Below are 15,210 nucleotides of genomic sequence, written 5' to 3' on the forward strand. Positions count from 1 at the left end.
CGGCCTCGCGCGAGGCGTCGGCGCGTCGACCTACTGCGCGGTCGCGTCGGCGTCGGCGAGGTGGCGAGCGCCGTGGCTCAGCACCTTGACGACGATGCCCCGACGCCGGAGTGCCGCGATCGTGCGCACCTCTTCGTCGGCCGTGCGGCCGAGGGCGTGCTGGTTGGCGACCACGAGCACGTCGCCCCACTTCAGGGTGCCGAAGAACCGCTCGAGCCGCTGCTCCCAGTTCTCGACGCTCTCGGGCGCCGGGTGGCGGAAGTCGAAGATCGCGACGCCGAAGGCGGCGAGGTCGTCGCGCTGCTCGGTGACCGACGGCATGTCGGGGCGGGCGACCACCAGGCCGACGAGCCGCGAACCCTCGGGCCTGGCCTTCCACCACTCGCCGTCGGGCTGCAGTTCGATGAAGCACTCGGGGCAGCCCTCGGCCTCGTGCGCGTGCGTGTGCTCGGCCGTGCGGCTCGCGCCTGCGGTCGCGGCGCCGGCCGCCGCGGCATCCGTCTGGTCAGTCATTCGCCCGTTCCTCCTGGATCCCGTCCATTCTCCCGGTCGAAGGGGGCTGAGGGAAGTCGAGTCGCCCTCGGTCAGGATGCGTCGTCGGTGAGGCGCCGCAGCAGCCGCGCGAGCGTCGCCTGCTCGTCTCGCGAGAGCCCCTCGAGCTCGACCGACTCGCGGGCGACGAGCCCGCGCATCGCCTCGTCGACGCGCACCGTTCCCTCGGGCGTCAGGCGCACGAGCACGCTGCGCCCGTCGCGCGGATTCGGGCGGCGCTCGACGAGCCCGCGCGCGGCGAGGTTGTCGAGCCGGTTCGTCATGGCGGCGCTGCCGATCATGGTGGCCGAGATGAGGTGCGCTGGGCTCAGCTCGTGCGGCTCGTCCTGCCGGCGCAGCGCGGCGAGCACGTCGAATTCCCACGATGCGAGGCCGGCGTCGCTGAACGCGGCGGCGCGCAGCTTCGAGAGCCGGTTCGCGGCGCGGCGCAGGCGCGACATGACGTCGAGCGGCGCCAGGTCGGCGTCGGGGAGCCGCCGCGACCACGCGTCGATCAGCAGGTCGACCTCGTCGTCGCGCTCGCTCGGTCTGGGGTTCACGCTCTCGACAGTAGCGAACGGCGACCCGGGCCGCGCCGGTGGGTGGCGGCTGCCGTGACGGGCGGGCGGATGCCGCGGCATCCGCCCGCCCGTCGGAGGCCTGCGCTCAGGCGCGCACGGGCGCCCGCAGCGAGAGTGCCTCGAGCACCGTCACGAGCGTGCCGGGGTCGCCGACGTTGCCCGGCACGACGACGTAGAGGATCTCGCGGCCGTCGTGGGCGTCAAGGCTCCACACCGAGACGCCCGGCACGACCTGGCCGAGCACCACCGCCGAGGTGGCCCCGATGCCGGTGCGGGCGACCTCGGCCGACGTGATGCCGCCCTTCGACACGACGACCGAGACCTCGGGCAGCAGGTCGCGCACCGCGGTCGTGAGTGCGCGCATGACGCGTTCGCCGTGGTCGAGCGTGTTATGGGTCGCGGAGCGCTCGCGCTCGGTCGTGACGATCGCGAGCGGGCCGCCGTCGAGCCGGCCGCGCGCCCTGGCGGCCGCCTCGTGTCCGGCCTCCGGTGCGTCGGCGAGCGCCGTCGCGGTGTCGATCACCGCGGGCTCGCCCCACGCGGCGACGACCGGTTCGAGCTGGGCCGTCGCACCCGCGGTGTGCGACCCGCACACCAGCAGCACGGGCCCGGGGTCGGCGAGGAGCGGGGTCTCGAGCAGTCCGCGGCTGGCGACGCCCGCGAGCTCGGCGGCGAGGGGAGCGGCACTGCGCACCACGATCGTGGCCCCGGCGACGGTGGCCGCCTCGACGGCCCTCGCGATGGCCGAGATGTCGTCAGCCGTGACCGCGTCGGGCGCGACGACCGTGCCCGGTGCCGCACCCGCGAGCACGTCGGCGAGGCCGCCGGAGCGGACCTCGTCGAGCGCGACCGTGCGAGCCGGTCGAGGCGACTTCTCGGCGAGGTAGTCGAGCATGACGCCCGTCGTGAAGCCGAACACGGGGTCGTCGGCGTACTCGCTCTCGTGGGCGGGCACGTCGGCGCCCGCGACGCGCACGTAGTGCACGCCGTCGCGCGTCGTGCGGCCGCCGTCGGGGAACGCGGGCACGAAGAGCATGATCGCGTCGCCGTCGAGGAAGACCTCGGTCTCGGCGAAGACGTGGCCGCGGAGGGTCGAATCGCCTCGCAGCACGAACCGCACGTCGGCTCCGAGCCGCTCGGCTGCGGCCAGGCCGTCGGCACGGATGCGGCGCGTGAGCGCGACCGCCTCCTCCTCGGGCAGGGCGCGGCTGTTGGTCTGCACGTACACGCTGTCGGCTCGGCCCAGCGCTTCGGCGAGCAGGTCGGCGCTGCTCTCGAGCAGCACGGCGACGCCCGTCGCGGACTGCGTGCCGGTGGGGTCGTCGTCGAGGACGATGGTCTTCATGGCGTTCTTCCTTCGGTGAGCTGGCGTGCGAGGGCGACGGCAGGGCGGATGCCGCGGCATCCGCCCCACCGGTCGTTCAGCCCCGTGCGATGATCGCGTCGACCTCGGCGCGCTCGCGCTTGCCCCAGGTCTCCCGCGTGAGCACGGTGCCGATGAAGCCGAGCAGGCCGCACGCGAGGTACACCCACGCGACGCCGCCCCAGCCGAGCGGCACCGCGACGGCGGTCGCGATGAGCGGGATGAAGCCCGAGACGGCCGCCGAGAACTGGTAGCCGATCGAGGCGCCCGAGGAGCGGACGTTCGTGCTGAACAGCTCCGAGAACCACGCGCCCTGCGTGCCGGCGAGCGAGTCGTGGATGATCGACATGGCGATGATGTAGACGAACACGATGAGGTACGGCACGCCCGTGTTCACGAGCAGGAACATCGGGAAGGCGAACGCCATGAGTGCGATCGTGCCCCCGAGGTACACGGGCTTGCGGCCGACGCGGTCGGTCAGCGCGCCGAACAGGATCGTCGTGAACAGGCCGAGGGCCGCCGCGGTCACGAGTCCGGTGAGCGCCGTGGCGCGGTCGGTGATCGGCTCGTCGCCCGTGGTGAGGTACGACAGCATGTACGTGACGATCACGTAGAAGCCGCCCGATTCGGCGAGGCGCAGCGCGATGACGCGCAGGATGGTGCGCCAGTCGTTCTTGAAGACCTCCTTGAGCGGGTTCTTCACGGTGAGGCCCGCGGTCTTGGTCTCCTCGAACTCGGGCGACTCCGACACCTTCGCGCGGATGATCAGGCCGGCGATGATGAGCACCGACGAGAGCAGGAACGGCAGGCGCCACGCGAGCTCGCTGTCGAGGTTCGTCGACCAGAGGAACACGAGGTTCGCGAGCAGTAGGCCGAGCGGCACGCCGGCCTGCGGGATCGCCGTGTACTTGCCACGCTTCTTCCACGGCGCGTGCTCGAAGGTCATGAGGATCGCACCGCCCCACTCGGCACCGAACGCGACGCCCTGGATCACGCGGATCAGGGTGAGCAGGATCGGGGCGAGCAGCCCCACCTGCTCGTACGTCGGCAGGATGCCGATCAGCACCGTCGAGATGCCCATGACGAGCAGGGCGCCGACGAGCACGGGCTTGCGGCCGATGCGGTCGCCGAGGTAGCCGCCGATGACGCCGCCGAGCGGGCGCATGGCGAAGCCGATGCCGAACGTGGCGAAGCCGAGGAGGAGGCCGACGACGGGGTCGTCGGCGTGGAAGAACACGGTGTTGAAGTACAGCGCCGCAGCGGTGCCGTACGCCAGGAAGTCGTAGTTCTCGATCGTCGTGCCGACGGCACTGCCGATCGCGGTCTTGAGCTTGTCGGGCGAGCCGTCCTTGGCCCGCTGCGCGGCTGGTTCGATGGTCATGGTCGTCATGGTCGGTTCATATCTCCCTTGATACTGAAGCCATTCGGCCTCGTTCCGGCGGGAGCCGAACCGGGTGACCTAGGTTCGTGCGTTCCCGCCGTGAGCGGTGATCTGGTAGAAGTCGGTGATGTGGCGTCGCACGTGCTCGACGGCTGCCGCGCCGTCTCCGGCGACGATGTCGTCGAGGATCTGGCGGTGCTCGGCGCGGACGGTCCTGGCCGTCTCGCGCCAGTCGACGAGTTCGGCGTAGACCTGCACCATCTGGCGATGGATCGCGGTGCGCAGCGAGCCCATGAAGTGGGCGGTGAGCGCGTTGCCGGTGGCCTCCGCGATCCTCAGGTGGAACGCGGCGTCGAGGCGGTTGAACTCCGCGGAGTCGATGTCGGGGGCGTCCATCCGGTCGAGGATGGCTCGGAGCTCGCGGTGGTCGTCATCCTGGGATCGGTAGGCGGCCTCCTCCACGCTCCAGGCCTCGAGGGCGAGGCGGGTTTCGAGGACGTCGTTCCAGCTGAAGTGCGCGAGCGCGATCTGCAGCTTCAGCAGGTTGACCATGCCGTCGCCGGGCGTCGAGAGGAGCACCGCTCCCCCGTCGGGCCCGCCGCCACGACGGATCTCCACCACCCCGAGCGCTTCGAGCACCCGCAGCGATTCGCGGAGCGAGGGCCGGGAGACCCCGAGCGACACCGCGAGCTCGCGTTCGCTCGGCAGGTGGTCTCCCGCCTTCAGCCGGCCGTCGAGGATGCGTTCCTCGATCTGGGCCATCACCTGCTCGTACGTTCGAATGCGCTGCACGGGCTCCCACGCGTCGTTCGCTGCCATGCGTCATCCCCTCCGGTCGCCGGAGGCCACGAGCGGTGAAGTCCGGTGACTCCATCGTAGTTTCCATGGTCGGACGGTCAGACCGGATCAGGCCGCGACGACGGCGTGTTCGGCTCGGAACTCGGCTTCGAGCTCGCGGCGGATCTGCACCGCGAACTGCGACTCGTCGAGCTGCACGTCGTCCCACGAGACCGTCTGGTCCTTGGGCACGTCGCGGATGAGCCTGGCACCGTGCGCGAGGCCCAGGGGCAGCGCGTTGCGGTCGAGCGAGATGTGGGCCGGGGCGAGCTTGCCGAAGACGGTGTAGCCGCCCTCGCCGTCGAGCGTGTCGCCCGCGCGGAGGTCCTTCTTGGCGGTCGTGACGACGTCGCCGCGGAAGCCGGTTGGCGCGCCCGTCGCCTCGTTGCGCAGCACTGCGGCCGCGATCGAGACCCCGAGCTCGAGGCCGATCATGTGGTACGGCCGGTAGAGCGAGCCGTAGCGGCCGGTCTCGTCGGTGTGCACGCCGTACTCCTTGAAGCACTGCACGGCGTAGTCGGTGGTCGCCTCGAAGGTGACGTAGACGCCCCAGCGCAGGTTGTCGGGCACCTCGCGTCCGTCGCGGTACATGCTCGACGCGATCTCGACCGTGCCGCGGCGCGTGAGGCTGCCGCCGCGCAGGCTGTTCTCGCGGAACACGGTCGGCAGGTCGTCCTTGCTCGCGGCCGGGAACAGCAGGCCCTCGTCCTGCGGGATGAGGCCCGTGCCGTTTGCGACCGCCGCCATCTCGATGGCCGACTTCGTGCCGTCGAGGAACGAGTTGAACATCTTGGGGTTGTAGTCGCCGCTCGCGAGCTGCTCGTCGGTGAAGCCGTAGTAGTTCCACACCGTGTCGGGCGTCGAGTAGTTGTACTCGGGCAGGTACTTTGTGCCCTTGCCCGCGGCGACCACGTCGAAGCCGACGGTGCGGCACCAGTCGACGAGCTCGCAGATGAGGGCCGGCTGGTCGCCGTAGGCCATGGCGTAGATGACGCCGGCGGCCTGGGCACGGCGCTGCAGGATCGGCCCGACCATGCAGTCGGCCTCGACGTTGACCATGATGACGTGCTTGCCGTGGTCGATCGCGGTGACCGCGTGGTACGTGCCGACGAGCGGGTTGCCCGTGATCTCGAGGATGACCTCGACGCCGTGGTGCGTGATGAGGGCGGTCGAGTCGTCGATCACGGCGGTGCCGCCGGTGCGCAGGGCCTCGTCGAGCGAGGCGGCCGCGTAGCGCTCGGCCGGCCAGCCGGTGCGGGCGAGGGCGTCCTTCGCCTTGGGCACGTTGATGTCGGCGACGCCGACGACGTGGATGTTCGAGCTGCCGACGGCCTGCGTGAGGAACATCGAGGCGAACTTGCCTGCGCCGATGACGCCGACGCGGATCGGGCCGGCCTCGGCCGTGCGCTGCTGCATGAGCGTGAAGAGATTCACGAACCACTCCTTTGTAGTGCTCCCGACGAGGGCGATGCCAGGCGGAACTGCGGAAACTTTTATCGGGATGATGGTCAGACCATCACCGTTTCAAGGAGTGTAGACATTGGTCTGACCATCTGTCAAGCAGGCCGAACAAAGTGGCAATGCCGGCTCCGGATGCCGCGGGCGGGCGCGTTGCGCATTGCCTCACGTGCTGCTGGGCTCGCCGCGCATCGGGCGCCGAGATGCCAGTAGGCGCCGGGTACCCGGGCGCCGAACCGGCGACATCTGGCACCTCGGCGAATCACGGGAGGCGCATCCACGGGAGGCGCGTCGCGACCGACGAGGGGCGGCGTGTGGCGCGGCACGCGAAAGGGCGGGGCGGATGCCGTGGCATCCGTCCCGCCCTTCGTTCACGCCATGCGGCGTCGCGGCCGTCCGGGGGTTACTGCACCGACCAGCCGCCGTCGGAGGCGAGGATCGCGCCGTTGATGTTCACGGCGTCGTCGCTCAGCAGGAAGGTGATCGACGCGGCGAGCGCCTCGGCGGTCGCGACCGAGGGGATCGCGCCCTGGAACGGTGCGAGGCGGGCCGAGCCGACCTCGGACACGTGCGGGGGGAACGGGATGCCGGTGGCGACGCCGCCCGGGGCGACGGCGTTGGTGCGGATGCCCTGCAGCGCGTACATGAACGCGGCCGACTTCGTGAGGCCGACGACGGCGTGCTTCGAGGTCGTGTAGGCGTTGCCCGACGCGTTGCCGCGCAGGCCCGCCTCGCTCGCGACGTTGACGACCGAGCCCTTGCCGGCCTCGAGCATGAACGGCACGACGGCGCGCGTGAGCTTGAAGGTGCCGGTGACGTTGACGGCCATGACCTTCTCCCAGATGGCGTCGGGGGTCTCGTGGATCGGCGAGAAGTCGTCGTTGATACCCGCGACGTTGGCGAGGCCGTCGATCTTGTCGCCCGCGGCGGCGACGATCGCGTCGATCGACTCCTGCTTGGTGATGTCGCCCGCGACGGTGACGATCTCGGCGCCGGGGATCGATGCGGCGAACTCGTCGAGCTTCTCGGCCGAGATGTCGACGGCGACCACGCGGCCTCCCTCACGGGCCACGCGGCTCGCGGTGGCGCGGCCGATGCCCGAGGCGGCGCCCGTGACGATGACGGTCTTGCCGGCGAAGCGGCCGGCGGTGATCTTCTCGGCCCAGACCTTCGACTCACCCGACTCCTCGGGGATGACTCCGCCGTTGACGGCCTTGACGAGCTCGTCGACGGCCGCCTGCGGCATCTGGCCCTGGCTCATGACGACGAGCTGCTGCAGCGGGAGGCTCGCGATGGGGGCGAGCTGGTCGGTCGAGCCGCCGCCCTGCCCGACGAGGCCCTCGAGCGCGGCCTTGCCGGCGGGGTCTGCGAGCCACTCGGCGATGGTGGAGTTGGCGGTGAGGGCCATGGCGATGCTTCCTTCTCTGCTCCGAACTGGATGCCTCCAGCCTAAACAACATCTGTCGGATATCCGACAATTGTCGGCGAAGTCACGGCTTGGCCCTCGGATCGGTGCGACAATGCGGGAGTGACGGAATCGACCGACGACCGAGTGGATGCGCGCGTGGAGCGCACCCGGCGGGCGCTGCAGCAGGCGGCGCTCGAACTCGCGCGCGCGGGTCGCTTCGACGACGCGACGGTCGTCGACATCACCGATGCGGCGGGCGTCAACCGGTCGAGCTACTACCAGCACTACGACGACCGCGACTCGCTGCTCGCCGACGCGATCGAGGCCGCCGAGATCGAGGCGGCCGCCGCGGCTCCGACCCCGACCTCCGTTCCCGCGCAGCTGCCGCCGTCGATGATCGCGGCGCTCCGGCACTTCGAGACCGACGCCGACCTGTACCGGCGCCTGCTCGGCGAGCGCGGCTCCCCCATCGTCGCGGCGCGCATCCGCGCCCGGTTCGAGGCGCAGGCGCGCGCCGGGGTCATCTCATCGGGCACGACGGCGTTCGAGGGCCTGCCCATCGACATCGTCGCCGCGGGCATCGCGGGGTCGTGCCTCGCGGTGATCCAGGCCTGGCTCGAACTGGAGCCCCGTCCAAGCATCGAGGTCGCCGCCGGCTGGGTCTGGCGCGTGCTCGTCGGGCCGGGCGAGCCCATCAGCGCTCCGCCGCGCGAGGGCGCCCAGCCGAGCCCGTAGGCGCCCCGGCGAGGGGAGGCGGATGCCGGGCCTCGGGCGACGCCCGACATCCGCCCGTCGATTACCGCAGCGTGAGGCGGTCGATCGAGTACTCACCGGCATTGAGGTACACGAGCACGTCGTGCACGTCGGTGAGCGAGGTCGCGTCGCAGCCGAAGGTCTCCATCGGCACGGTGACGGTGGTGGAGGTGTGCTCGGGCACCCAGGTCCACGGCGACTGGCACCACGACCAGTCGGCGCCCGAGCGCACGGCGATCGACACCGAGGTGCCGGCCGCCGCCGTCGTGATGTCGAACTCGAGCGACGACTTCGTCGACAGGTCGAGCAGAGGCGAGTCGGCGGGCGACCCGAACCAGGCGCCCTTCGAGCTCACCTGCAGCGCGGACGCCCCGTCGGTGGCACCGGCCGGGCCTGCCGCGACCGTGCCGGGGTCGGTCTGCCAGTTCGCGGGCGCCCAGCCCTCGAGCCCGGTCTCCCACGAGGCGAGCACCACGGGGTCGCCGGGCGCGGGCTTCACGGTGACCGTGAGCGTCGCCTTCGCCGTGTCGACGGCGTTGCCCACCGAGTACGGGAACTCGACCTTGCCGGCGAACCCGGCATCCGGGGTGACGAGCACGGTGTGGTCGGCCTGGATCCTCGCGGTGCCGCCGACGCGCGCGACCGAGGTCTGGCGCCCCGTCGTCGACGGATCGAGATCGAGGGTCTTCGCCCGCACCGGCAGCGTGAACGAGACGTCGTTTGCGAGCACGTCGACCGCGACGGTCGTGTCGCGCTGCATCGTGACCGCGTCGTGGTCGGCGATGAGCTCGAGCAGCGTCTTCGCACCGCCGAGCGAGAGCGGCACGAGCTTCGCCTGGTCGGTCATGAGCTCGCACACCGGGCTGGGGCAGTACACGGTGAAGCCGTCGTAGTCGGCGTAGGGGGTGCCGTCGTCCTGCGTGGAGGCGAGCATCCAGTACAGCGTGCCGTCGACGCCGGTCTGGCGGATCGTCTGGAGCCATTCGAAATACACCGGCATGCGCGTGGCCTGGTCGGTGATGCCGAACTCGCCGAGGTAGACGGGCTTGCCGATCCTCTTGGCCGCGGCCGCGTGCTCCCGGATCCAGCCGGTGCCCCAGTCGGTGCTCACCTTCCAGTGGTCGGGGTAGAGGTGCATCGACATCAGGTCGATGGCCGGAAGCGATGCGAGTGCGACCGTGTCGACGCCGTCGCCGCAGTCCTCGCCGAAGCCGGCGCCGTAGCCCGACTCGCCGTACTGCTGCGTGAGTGTCCACTGGGCCTCGTCGCGGCAGAAGAAGCCCTCGTCACCGGCCGACAGCAGGTGGTTGCGGTCGATCGACTTCACGTACGCGCTCATCTCGGCCGCCCAGCCGGTGATCGTCGTCGTGTCGCAGTCGCCGTCGGGGTACACGCCCGCGCTCGTGCAGCGGGGCTCGTTCGCGAGCTCCCACGCGAGGATCGTGGGGTCGTCCTTGTACGCCACACCGGTGACCGTGTTGGTGCGGTTCAGCAGCGTGCCGACCCAGTCCTTGAACCACCCGCGGACGGTGGCGTCGGTGTAGAAGTCCGCGTGCTCGTCGAGCCCCGCCCACCGCACGTACTGGTCCATGCCGCCGAAGGCGTTCCAGTTGTTCGTGAACGGGATCACGAGCTTGAGCCCGCGCTCGCCCGCCTCGGCGACCGCGAGGTCGAGGCGTTCGAGGCCGTCGGCGCCGCCGTTCACGACCGGACGGCCCGCCGCGGCATCCCACGCCTGGTACCAGACGCCCTCGAAGTTCTGGTGCACCGAACCCGTGCCGTCGGGGTTCTGGTAGTCCTGCGACCCCCACGTGCGGATCACGTCGAAGCCCGCGGCCTTCGCGTCGTCGAGCACGGCGTCGACCATGGCCGGCGACTTGTACCCGAGGTAGTAGGTGTTGGTGCCCGCGAACTCGTAGGTCTTGCCCGCGAGCTCGAGCCGAGAGCCGTTCGCCTGCACGAACGGGTTCTTCGGCTTCGCCTTCGCATCGACCACGGATGCCGCGGCGCCGACGCCCGCGGTCGTGCCGGTCGGAGCGCTCGCGCCGGTCGCGCCCGCCACCGTGGCGGCCGTGGCGGCCGTGGCGGCCGACGCCGGCGCGGCGACGCCGAGCAGGCTCGAGGCCGCCAGCGCCGCTCCGAGCACGGTGGCCGCCACGCGCGACGCGGTACTCGCCGTCGTTCGGGCGCGCCGAATGGATCTGTGTGTCATCTTCGACTCCTGTCAGGTGCTTCCCGGGGCGTGTCGCCCCGGCATGGACCCGGCGCCCGATCCGGGGGTTCGGTTCACCTCGCGGCCGGCTGCTCCAGCGATGCGACGGTGACGTGTGCGTGCAGCGGGTGCGCGTCGTCGAGGTGCGGCAGTGCGGCCGCCCCGTCGAGACCGCTCCCCTGCGGTTCGTTGATGTCGACGCCCGGCACGGCCAGGCGCACCTGCCGCTCGAAGCGGCTGCGGATGCGGTCGGCTCGGAAGACCCCGCCGATCGCGCTGAGTCGCGGCGATGCTCCGGCACCGGCCTCGCCGACGCTGCGGAGCGCGGCGAGCACCGAGCCGGCGAGCTCGTCGGCCGCGCGGCGGCAGATGTCGGCGGCGACCTCGTCGGTCGTCGCGAGCGCGGCGACGCGTTCGGCGAACGAGGCGACGACACCCACACGGTTCGGGTCGACCTGCAGGTCGATGTAGGCCTGCTCGATGTCGGGCCACCGCTCGGCGATGAGTCCGGTCAGCGCGGTCGCGGGGCCTCGGCCGTCGTACCCGCGCATGCCGGCGTCGAGCGCCTCGCGCCCGATCCAGTAGCCGCTGCCGGCGTCGCCCATGATGTTGCCCCAGCCGTCGACACGGCGCACCGCATCGCGGCCGACGCCGAGCGTGACCGACCCGGTGCCCGCCGCGATCACGGCGCCGCGCGCATCGCCGAGCGCGCCGATGAACGACGAGATCGAGTCGTGCACGAGCAGCACCCGGCGTACGCCGAACGGCCGCACCGCGGTGAGCAGGGCGTCGGCGTCGGCCTCGGCCTCGGTGAGGCCCGACACGCCGGCCGCGAGCACCTCGATGCGCGCCGCGCCGCCGTCGGCGCGGGCGTCGCCGTCGAACGACGACCTCGATGCGCCTGCGGATGCGGCCGCGATGCGCGCGGCGGTCTCGGCGAGCTGCACGAGCACGGGCTCGTGCGTGCGGATGCCGGGCAGCACCGTCTCGGAGACGGCGCCCGAGGCATCCGCGAACCTGGTCTTGATGCCGGTCTGGCCCGCGTCGATCGCGAGCACGGAGCCGGTCACGCGTGCGCTCCCGCGGGTTCGCCCGGCTCGGTCGCCTCGGCCGCCTCGGCCGCCCACGCCCGGTACTCGCGCACCATCACGTCGGCCGCCGGCTTGCCGTACGGGCAGTAGTCGTCGTTCGCGGCGGCGTCGGCCTTCGCGTAGAGCGAGGTCGGCCAGTCCCACAGCATGAGGCCGCGCACCCACGGCCGCTCGCGGCAGGCGGTGAACATGGTCTCGAAGTAGCGCACCTGCTCGGCGCCCGACGGCGCGCCGACGAGGTTCCAGTCGTTCGGCAGGTCGGCCGATCCCTCGCGCGACGGGCAGCCCGCCTCCATGAAGAAGAACGGCTTGCCGGATGCCTCGACGACGCGTTCGATGCGGTCGAGCTGCATCTGCCACGCGTCGATCGGGAAGTACCCGCTCGAGGAGATCACGTCGACGGCGTCCCACCAGGTGACGTGGTCCTCCTGGTACTTGTCGCAGTTGTACGTGATCGGGCCCGAGTACACGGCACGCACCTCGGCGATGAGCGACAGCCAGTGGGCCTCCTGCCCGTCGGCGCGCACCATCTCGCAGCCGATGCAGAACATCTCGCAGCCCTCGGCCTCGGCGATGCGGGCCGCATGCAGGATGAACCGCGTGTACGACGCGAACCACTGCGTCCAGCTCGGCTCGCCCGGCACGTCCCAGTCGAAGAACCCGATGTGCGCGCGCCACGTGCCGTCGGCGACGTTCACGACTGGCTTCAGGCACACCTTGAGGCCCAGCGCGTGCGCCTGCCGGATCGCGCCGACGATCTCGTCGTCGGTCACGGTGGGCTCACAGTCGAACGGGATCTCGGTCGAGAACGGCGTCGCCTGCTCGGCCGCGTAGGCGAGCGCGGTCCAGTTCACGGCGTGCTCGGCCATGAGGCGCATGGATGCCTCGGCCGCGGGCGTCGCCCACGTGCCGCGCACGCCGGTCCAGCCCCAGGTCATGCCGCAGACCGGCTCCCGCAGGAGCTCGGCGGCGGAGGCTGCTGCAAGGCTCGAGGCCGAGGCGGCGCTCACTCGGCCACCAGCTGGTTGCCGCTGCGGAGCACGCGAGAGCTCGTCACGGCGTCGGCGTCGAGCGCCTCGACGCCGCGCACGACGAACGTGTGCGACTCGCCGGGCAGCAGGGTCACGAGCCCGGAGTCGACGGATGCCGCGGGGTCGACCTTGTCGACGAGCAGCGTCGCGTCGCGCACGACGGCGCCGCGCGCGGTGACGGTGACCGCGAAGACGCCGTCGGTCGCGCCGTCGGCGGACGCCGGGGTGACATCCACGGACAGGTCGGCCGGCGCGAGCGCGCTGTCGCGCGGCTCGGCGAACCACCAGAGGCCGCGCACGCCCTCGACCGAGGCCACGAGCAGCTCGCCCGCGGCATCCGTCGCCTCGGCGACCTCGGCGGGAACCTCGACGGTCAGCGCCGAACGCGCGGCGACCTCGACCCGCACCGCGGAGCTCGCGAGCACCGAGCCGTCGAAGGCGCGACGCTCGAAGACGAGCTCGCCGATCCACGCGTCGTCGCTGTCGTTGCCGACGATCGCGGCGAGCGTCTCGGCGCCCGACGCGTCCGCACGCGGCTGCACCGTCACGACGCGAGGCGCGAACGCGTTGCGGATCGCGTGCAGCAGCGGCTTGGCGTGCCCGTCGCCGTCGATCGCGGCCCACGAGGTGACCGGCCAGCAGTCGTTCAACTGCCAGACGACGGCACCCGCGGTCTTCGGCCAGTGCGAGCGGTAGTGGTCGAGCGCGCACGAGATCGCGTTGGCCTGGTTGAGCTGCATGGCCCAGTGCCAGGTCTCCATGTCGTTCGGCACGCGGTAGTGGCGCACGAGACCGGCGGTGAGCTTGGCGTTGCCGTCGATGGCCTTCTGGTGCACGATCATGCCGGGCGACTCGGGCGTCAGCGGGTCGTCGCTGATCGCGCGCGTGAGCGTCGACCAGGCGGGCGGGCCCTGCCAGCCGAACTCGGCCACGAACCGCGGCTCGAGGTCGCGGTAGTGCGGCCAGTCCTTCTGGTTCCAGAGGTCCCACACGTGCATGGTGCCGTGCGCCTCGGCGTTCGGGTGCTCGCCGCTGTGCTCGTCGCTGTCGGGGCTGAAGGGGCTGCCGGGCGCGTACGGCACCTGCGGCGCGAGCTCGGCCACGAGCCGCGGAAACAGCTCGTGGTAGTAATACGCGCCCCAGGTCTTGCCGTCGAGCGCGAGCTTCCAGCCCCAGTCCTCGTAGCCCCACAGGTTCTCGTTGTTGCCGGTGAGCAGCGCGAGCGAGGCGTGGTGCGCGAGGCGCACGATGTTGTCGCGCGCCTCGGCCGCGACCTCGGAGCGCAGCGGCTCCTCCTCGGAGTACGCCGAGCACGCGAACAGGAAGTCCTGCCAGGTCAGGAGGCCCAGCTCGTCGGCCAGCTCGTAGAACGCGTCGGCCTCGTAGATGCCGCCGCCCCAGACGCGGATGAGGTTGAGCCCCGCTGATGCCGCCTGCTGCAGGCGCGCGCGGTAGCGGGCGCGATCGACGCGAACGGGGAACGCGTCGTCGGGGATCCAGTTGACGCCCTTCACGAACACCTGCCGGTCGTTCACGACGAGCTGGAAGGGCGTGCCGTCGGCGTCGGGCTCGGTGTTCCAGCGCAGGTCGCGGAACCCGACCCGGCGCGTGGTCTCGTCGAGCACCCAGCCCTCGACGCCCAGGCGCACGCGCACGTCGTAGAGCACCGCATCGCCGAACCCGGCGGGCCACCAGCGGTCGACGGCGTCGAGCTCGAGCCGCACGACGGCCTCGGACTCGCCGGCCGCGATGTCGACGGCGGCTCGAACGCCGGCCACCTCGAGGTCGACCTGGAGCGAGGCATCCGACCGCTCCTCGTCGACGCCGCCCGCCCGGCCCGCCCGCGCGACGCGCACCACTGCCTCGACCACGCCGCCGTCGCCATCGGGCGTCGCCCGCACGAGCACCTCGTCGAACCGGGCCGTCGACCACGACTCGAGGCGCACGGGGCGCCAGATGCCGCTCGTCGTCGTCGCGATGCCCCAGTCCCAGCCGAAGCTGCACGCGGACTTGCGGATCGCGTCGAAGGGCGACGGGTACGGGCGCGGGCGGCCGCCGAGCGCGAGGCTCTGCGCGTTCGCGTACTTGACCGGGCTGCGGAACGCGACGACGAGCTCGTTCGAGCCGGCGCGCAGCAGCGCGGTCACGTCGATGCGGTGCGTGCGGTGCTGGTTCGCGACCTCGGCGATGGCTTCGCCGTTCAGCGAGACGGTCGCGACGGTGTCGAGGCCGTCGAAGACGAGCTCGTGCACGGATGCCGAGGCGAGCTCGGCCTCGGACAGCTCGAACGCCGTGTCGTAGGTCCAGTCGACGAGGCCGATCCAGGCGAGCGCCGACTCGTTGTCGTCGAGGTACGGGTCGGGGATGAGCCCCTCGCGCATGAGGTCGAGGTGTACCACGCCCGGCACCGCGGCGGGGAGCCCGCGGCCGTCGCCGCCCGGTGCGACGGCGTCGGCGAGCGCAGTGGGAACGGGCCCTGACGCAGCCCGCACGCGCCATCCGCTGTGCAGGGGTCGCTCGACCCGGTGCAGGTGCTTCGTCGATGAGGTGGTCATGGTCTCCGG

General features: G+C 71.7%; 12 protein-coding genes. 1 reads left to right on the forward strand and 11 read right to left on the reverse strand.

The features are described 5' to 3' along the window. Nucleotides 1-30: 30 nt before the first annotated feature. The 7 genes from ACFVS8_RS12605 to ACFVS8_RS12635 form a co-directional block, all read right to left on the reverse strand. Nucleotides 31-513, reverse strand: coding sequence for a dehydrogenase (locus ACFVS8_RS12605; protein ID WP_387062484.1), 483 nt, complete (start codon nt 511-513; stop codon nt 31-33). Between the two features lie 71 nt (nt 514-584). Then, entirely contained in the window at nt 585-1,091 is a 507-nt protein-coding gene (locus ACFVS8_RS12610; RefSeq protein ID WP_387062487.1) for a MarR family winged helix-turn-helix transcriptional regulator, read from the reverse strand. Nucleotides 1,092-1,197: 106 nt separating this feature from the next. Continuing rightward, complete coding sequence (locus tag ACFVS8_RS12615) at nt 1,198-2,457, reverse strand: four-carbon acid sugar kinase family protein (protein ID WP_387062490.1); 1,260 nt, start codon at nt 2,455-2,457, stop codon at nt 1,198-1,200. A 76-nt stretch (nt 2,458-2,533) separates the two neighbouring features. Further along, nucleotides 2,534-3,856, reverse strand: a complete 1,323-nt coding sequence (locus ACFVS8_RS12620; protein WP_387062493.1) for an MFS transporter — start codon at nt 3,854-3,856, stop codon at nt 2,534-2,536. 78 nt (nt 3,857-3,934) lie between these two features. After that, nucleotides 3,935-4,675, reverse strand: a complete 741-nt coding sequence (locus ACFVS8_RS12625; RefSeq protein ID WP_387062496.1) for a FadR/GntR family transcriptional regulator — start codon at nt 4,673-4,675, stop codon at nt 3,935-3,937. 87 nt (nt 4,676-4,762) lie between these two features. Continuing rightward, on the reverse strand, nt 4,763-6,127 hold the full coding sequence (locus ACFVS8_RS12630) for an NAD(P)H-dependent oxidoreductase (protein WP_387062499.1): 1,365 nt from the start codon (nt 6,125-6,127) through the stop codon (nt 4,763-4,765). Between the two features lie 427 nt (nt 6,128-6,554). Then, nucleotides 6,555-7,559, reverse strand: coding sequence for an SDR family NAD(P)-dependent oxidoreductase (locus ACFVS8_RS12635; protein ID WP_387062502.1), 1,005 nt, complete (start codon nt 7,557-7,559; stop codon nt 6,555-6,557). Between the two features lie 120 nt (nt 7,560-7,679). Between ACFVS8_RS12635 and ACFVS8_RS12640 the strand changes: the two genes are divergently transcribed. Continuing rightward, nucleotides 7,680-8,294 carry a TetR/AcrR family transcriptional regulator gene (locus ACFVS8_RS12640; RefSeq protein ID WP_387062505.1) on the forward strand — a complete coding sequence of 205 codons (615 nt, stop codon included), beginning with the start codon at nt 7,680-7,682 and terminating at the stop codon, nt 8,292-8,294. Nucleotides 8,295-8,355: 61 nt separating this feature from the next. Here ACFVS8_RS12640 and ACFVS8_RS12645 read toward each other — a convergent pair whose 3' ends face one another. The 4 genes from ACFVS8_RS12645 to ACFVS8_RS12660 form a co-directional block, all read right to left on the reverse strand. Further along, nucleotides 8,356-10,470: a cellulase family glycosylhydrolase gene (locus ACFVS8_RS12645; protein WP_387062507.1), complete on the reverse strand. Its 2,115-nt coding sequence runs from the start codon at nt 10,468-10,470 to the stop codon at nt 8,356-8,358. Nucleotides 10,471-10,598: 128 nt separating this feature from the next. Then, nucleotides 10,599-11,594 carry an N-acetylglucosamine kinase gene (locus ACFVS8_RS12650; protein ID WP_387062510.1) on the reverse strand — a complete coding sequence of 332 codons (996 nt, stop codon included), beginning with the start codon at nt 11,592-11,594 and terminating at the stop codon, nt 10,599-10,601. Next, nucleotides 11,591-12,625 carry a glycoside hydrolase family 113 gene (locus ACFVS8_RS12655; RefSeq protein ID WP_387062513.1) on the reverse strand — a complete coding sequence of 345 codons (1,035 nt, stop codon included), beginning with the start codon at nt 12,623-12,625 and terminating at the stop codon, nt 11,591-11,593. The genes ACFVS8_RS12650 and ACFVS8_RS12655 overlap by 4 nt, the downstream gene beginning before the upstream one ends. Further along, entirely contained in the window at nt 12,622-15,201 is a 2,580-nt protein-coding gene (locus ACFVS8_RS12660) for a glycoside hydrolase family 2 protein (RefSeq protein ID WP_387062516.1), read from the reverse strand. The genes ACFVS8_RS12655 and ACFVS8_RS12660 overlap by 4 nt, the downstream gene beginning before the upstream one ends. Nucleotides 15,202-15,210: the final 9 nt, after the last annotated feature.

This window comes from Agromyces sp. NPDC058110 (assembly GCF_042884735.1).
Classification (GTDB): domain Bacteria; phylum Actinomycetota; class Actinomycetes; order Actinomycetales; family Microbacteriaceae; genus Agromyces.

What these genes read in the sequence shown, in the direction of transcription:
- ACFVS8_RS12635 (WP_387062502.1), bottom strand. Translation starts at nt 7,559, where the DNA reads ATGGCCCTCACCGCCAACTCCACCATCGCCGAGTGGCTCGCAGACCCC.
- ACFVS8_RS12605 (WP_387062484.1), bottom strand. Translation starts at nt 513, where the DNA reads ATGACTGACCAGACGGATGCCGCGGCGGCCGGCGCCGCGACCGCAGGC.
- ACFVS8_RS12625 (WP_387062496.1), bottom strand. Translation starts at nt 4,675, where the DNA reads ATGGCAGCGAACGACGCGTGGGAGCCCGTGCAGCGCATTCGAACGTAC.
- ACFVS8_RS12660 (WP_387062516.1), bottom strand. Translation starts at nt 15,201, where the DNA reads ATGACCACCTCATCGACGAAGCACCTGCACCGGGTCGAGCGACCCCTG.
- ACFVS8_RS12620 (WP_387062493.1), bottom strand. Translation starts at nt 3,856, where the DNA reads ATGACCATCGAACCAGCCGCGCAGCGGGCCAAGGACGGCTCGCCCGAC.
- ACFVS8_RS12615 (WP_387062490.1), bottom strand. Translation starts at nt 2,457, where the DNA reads ATGAAGACCATCGTCCTCGACGACGACCCCACCGGCACGCAGTCCGCG.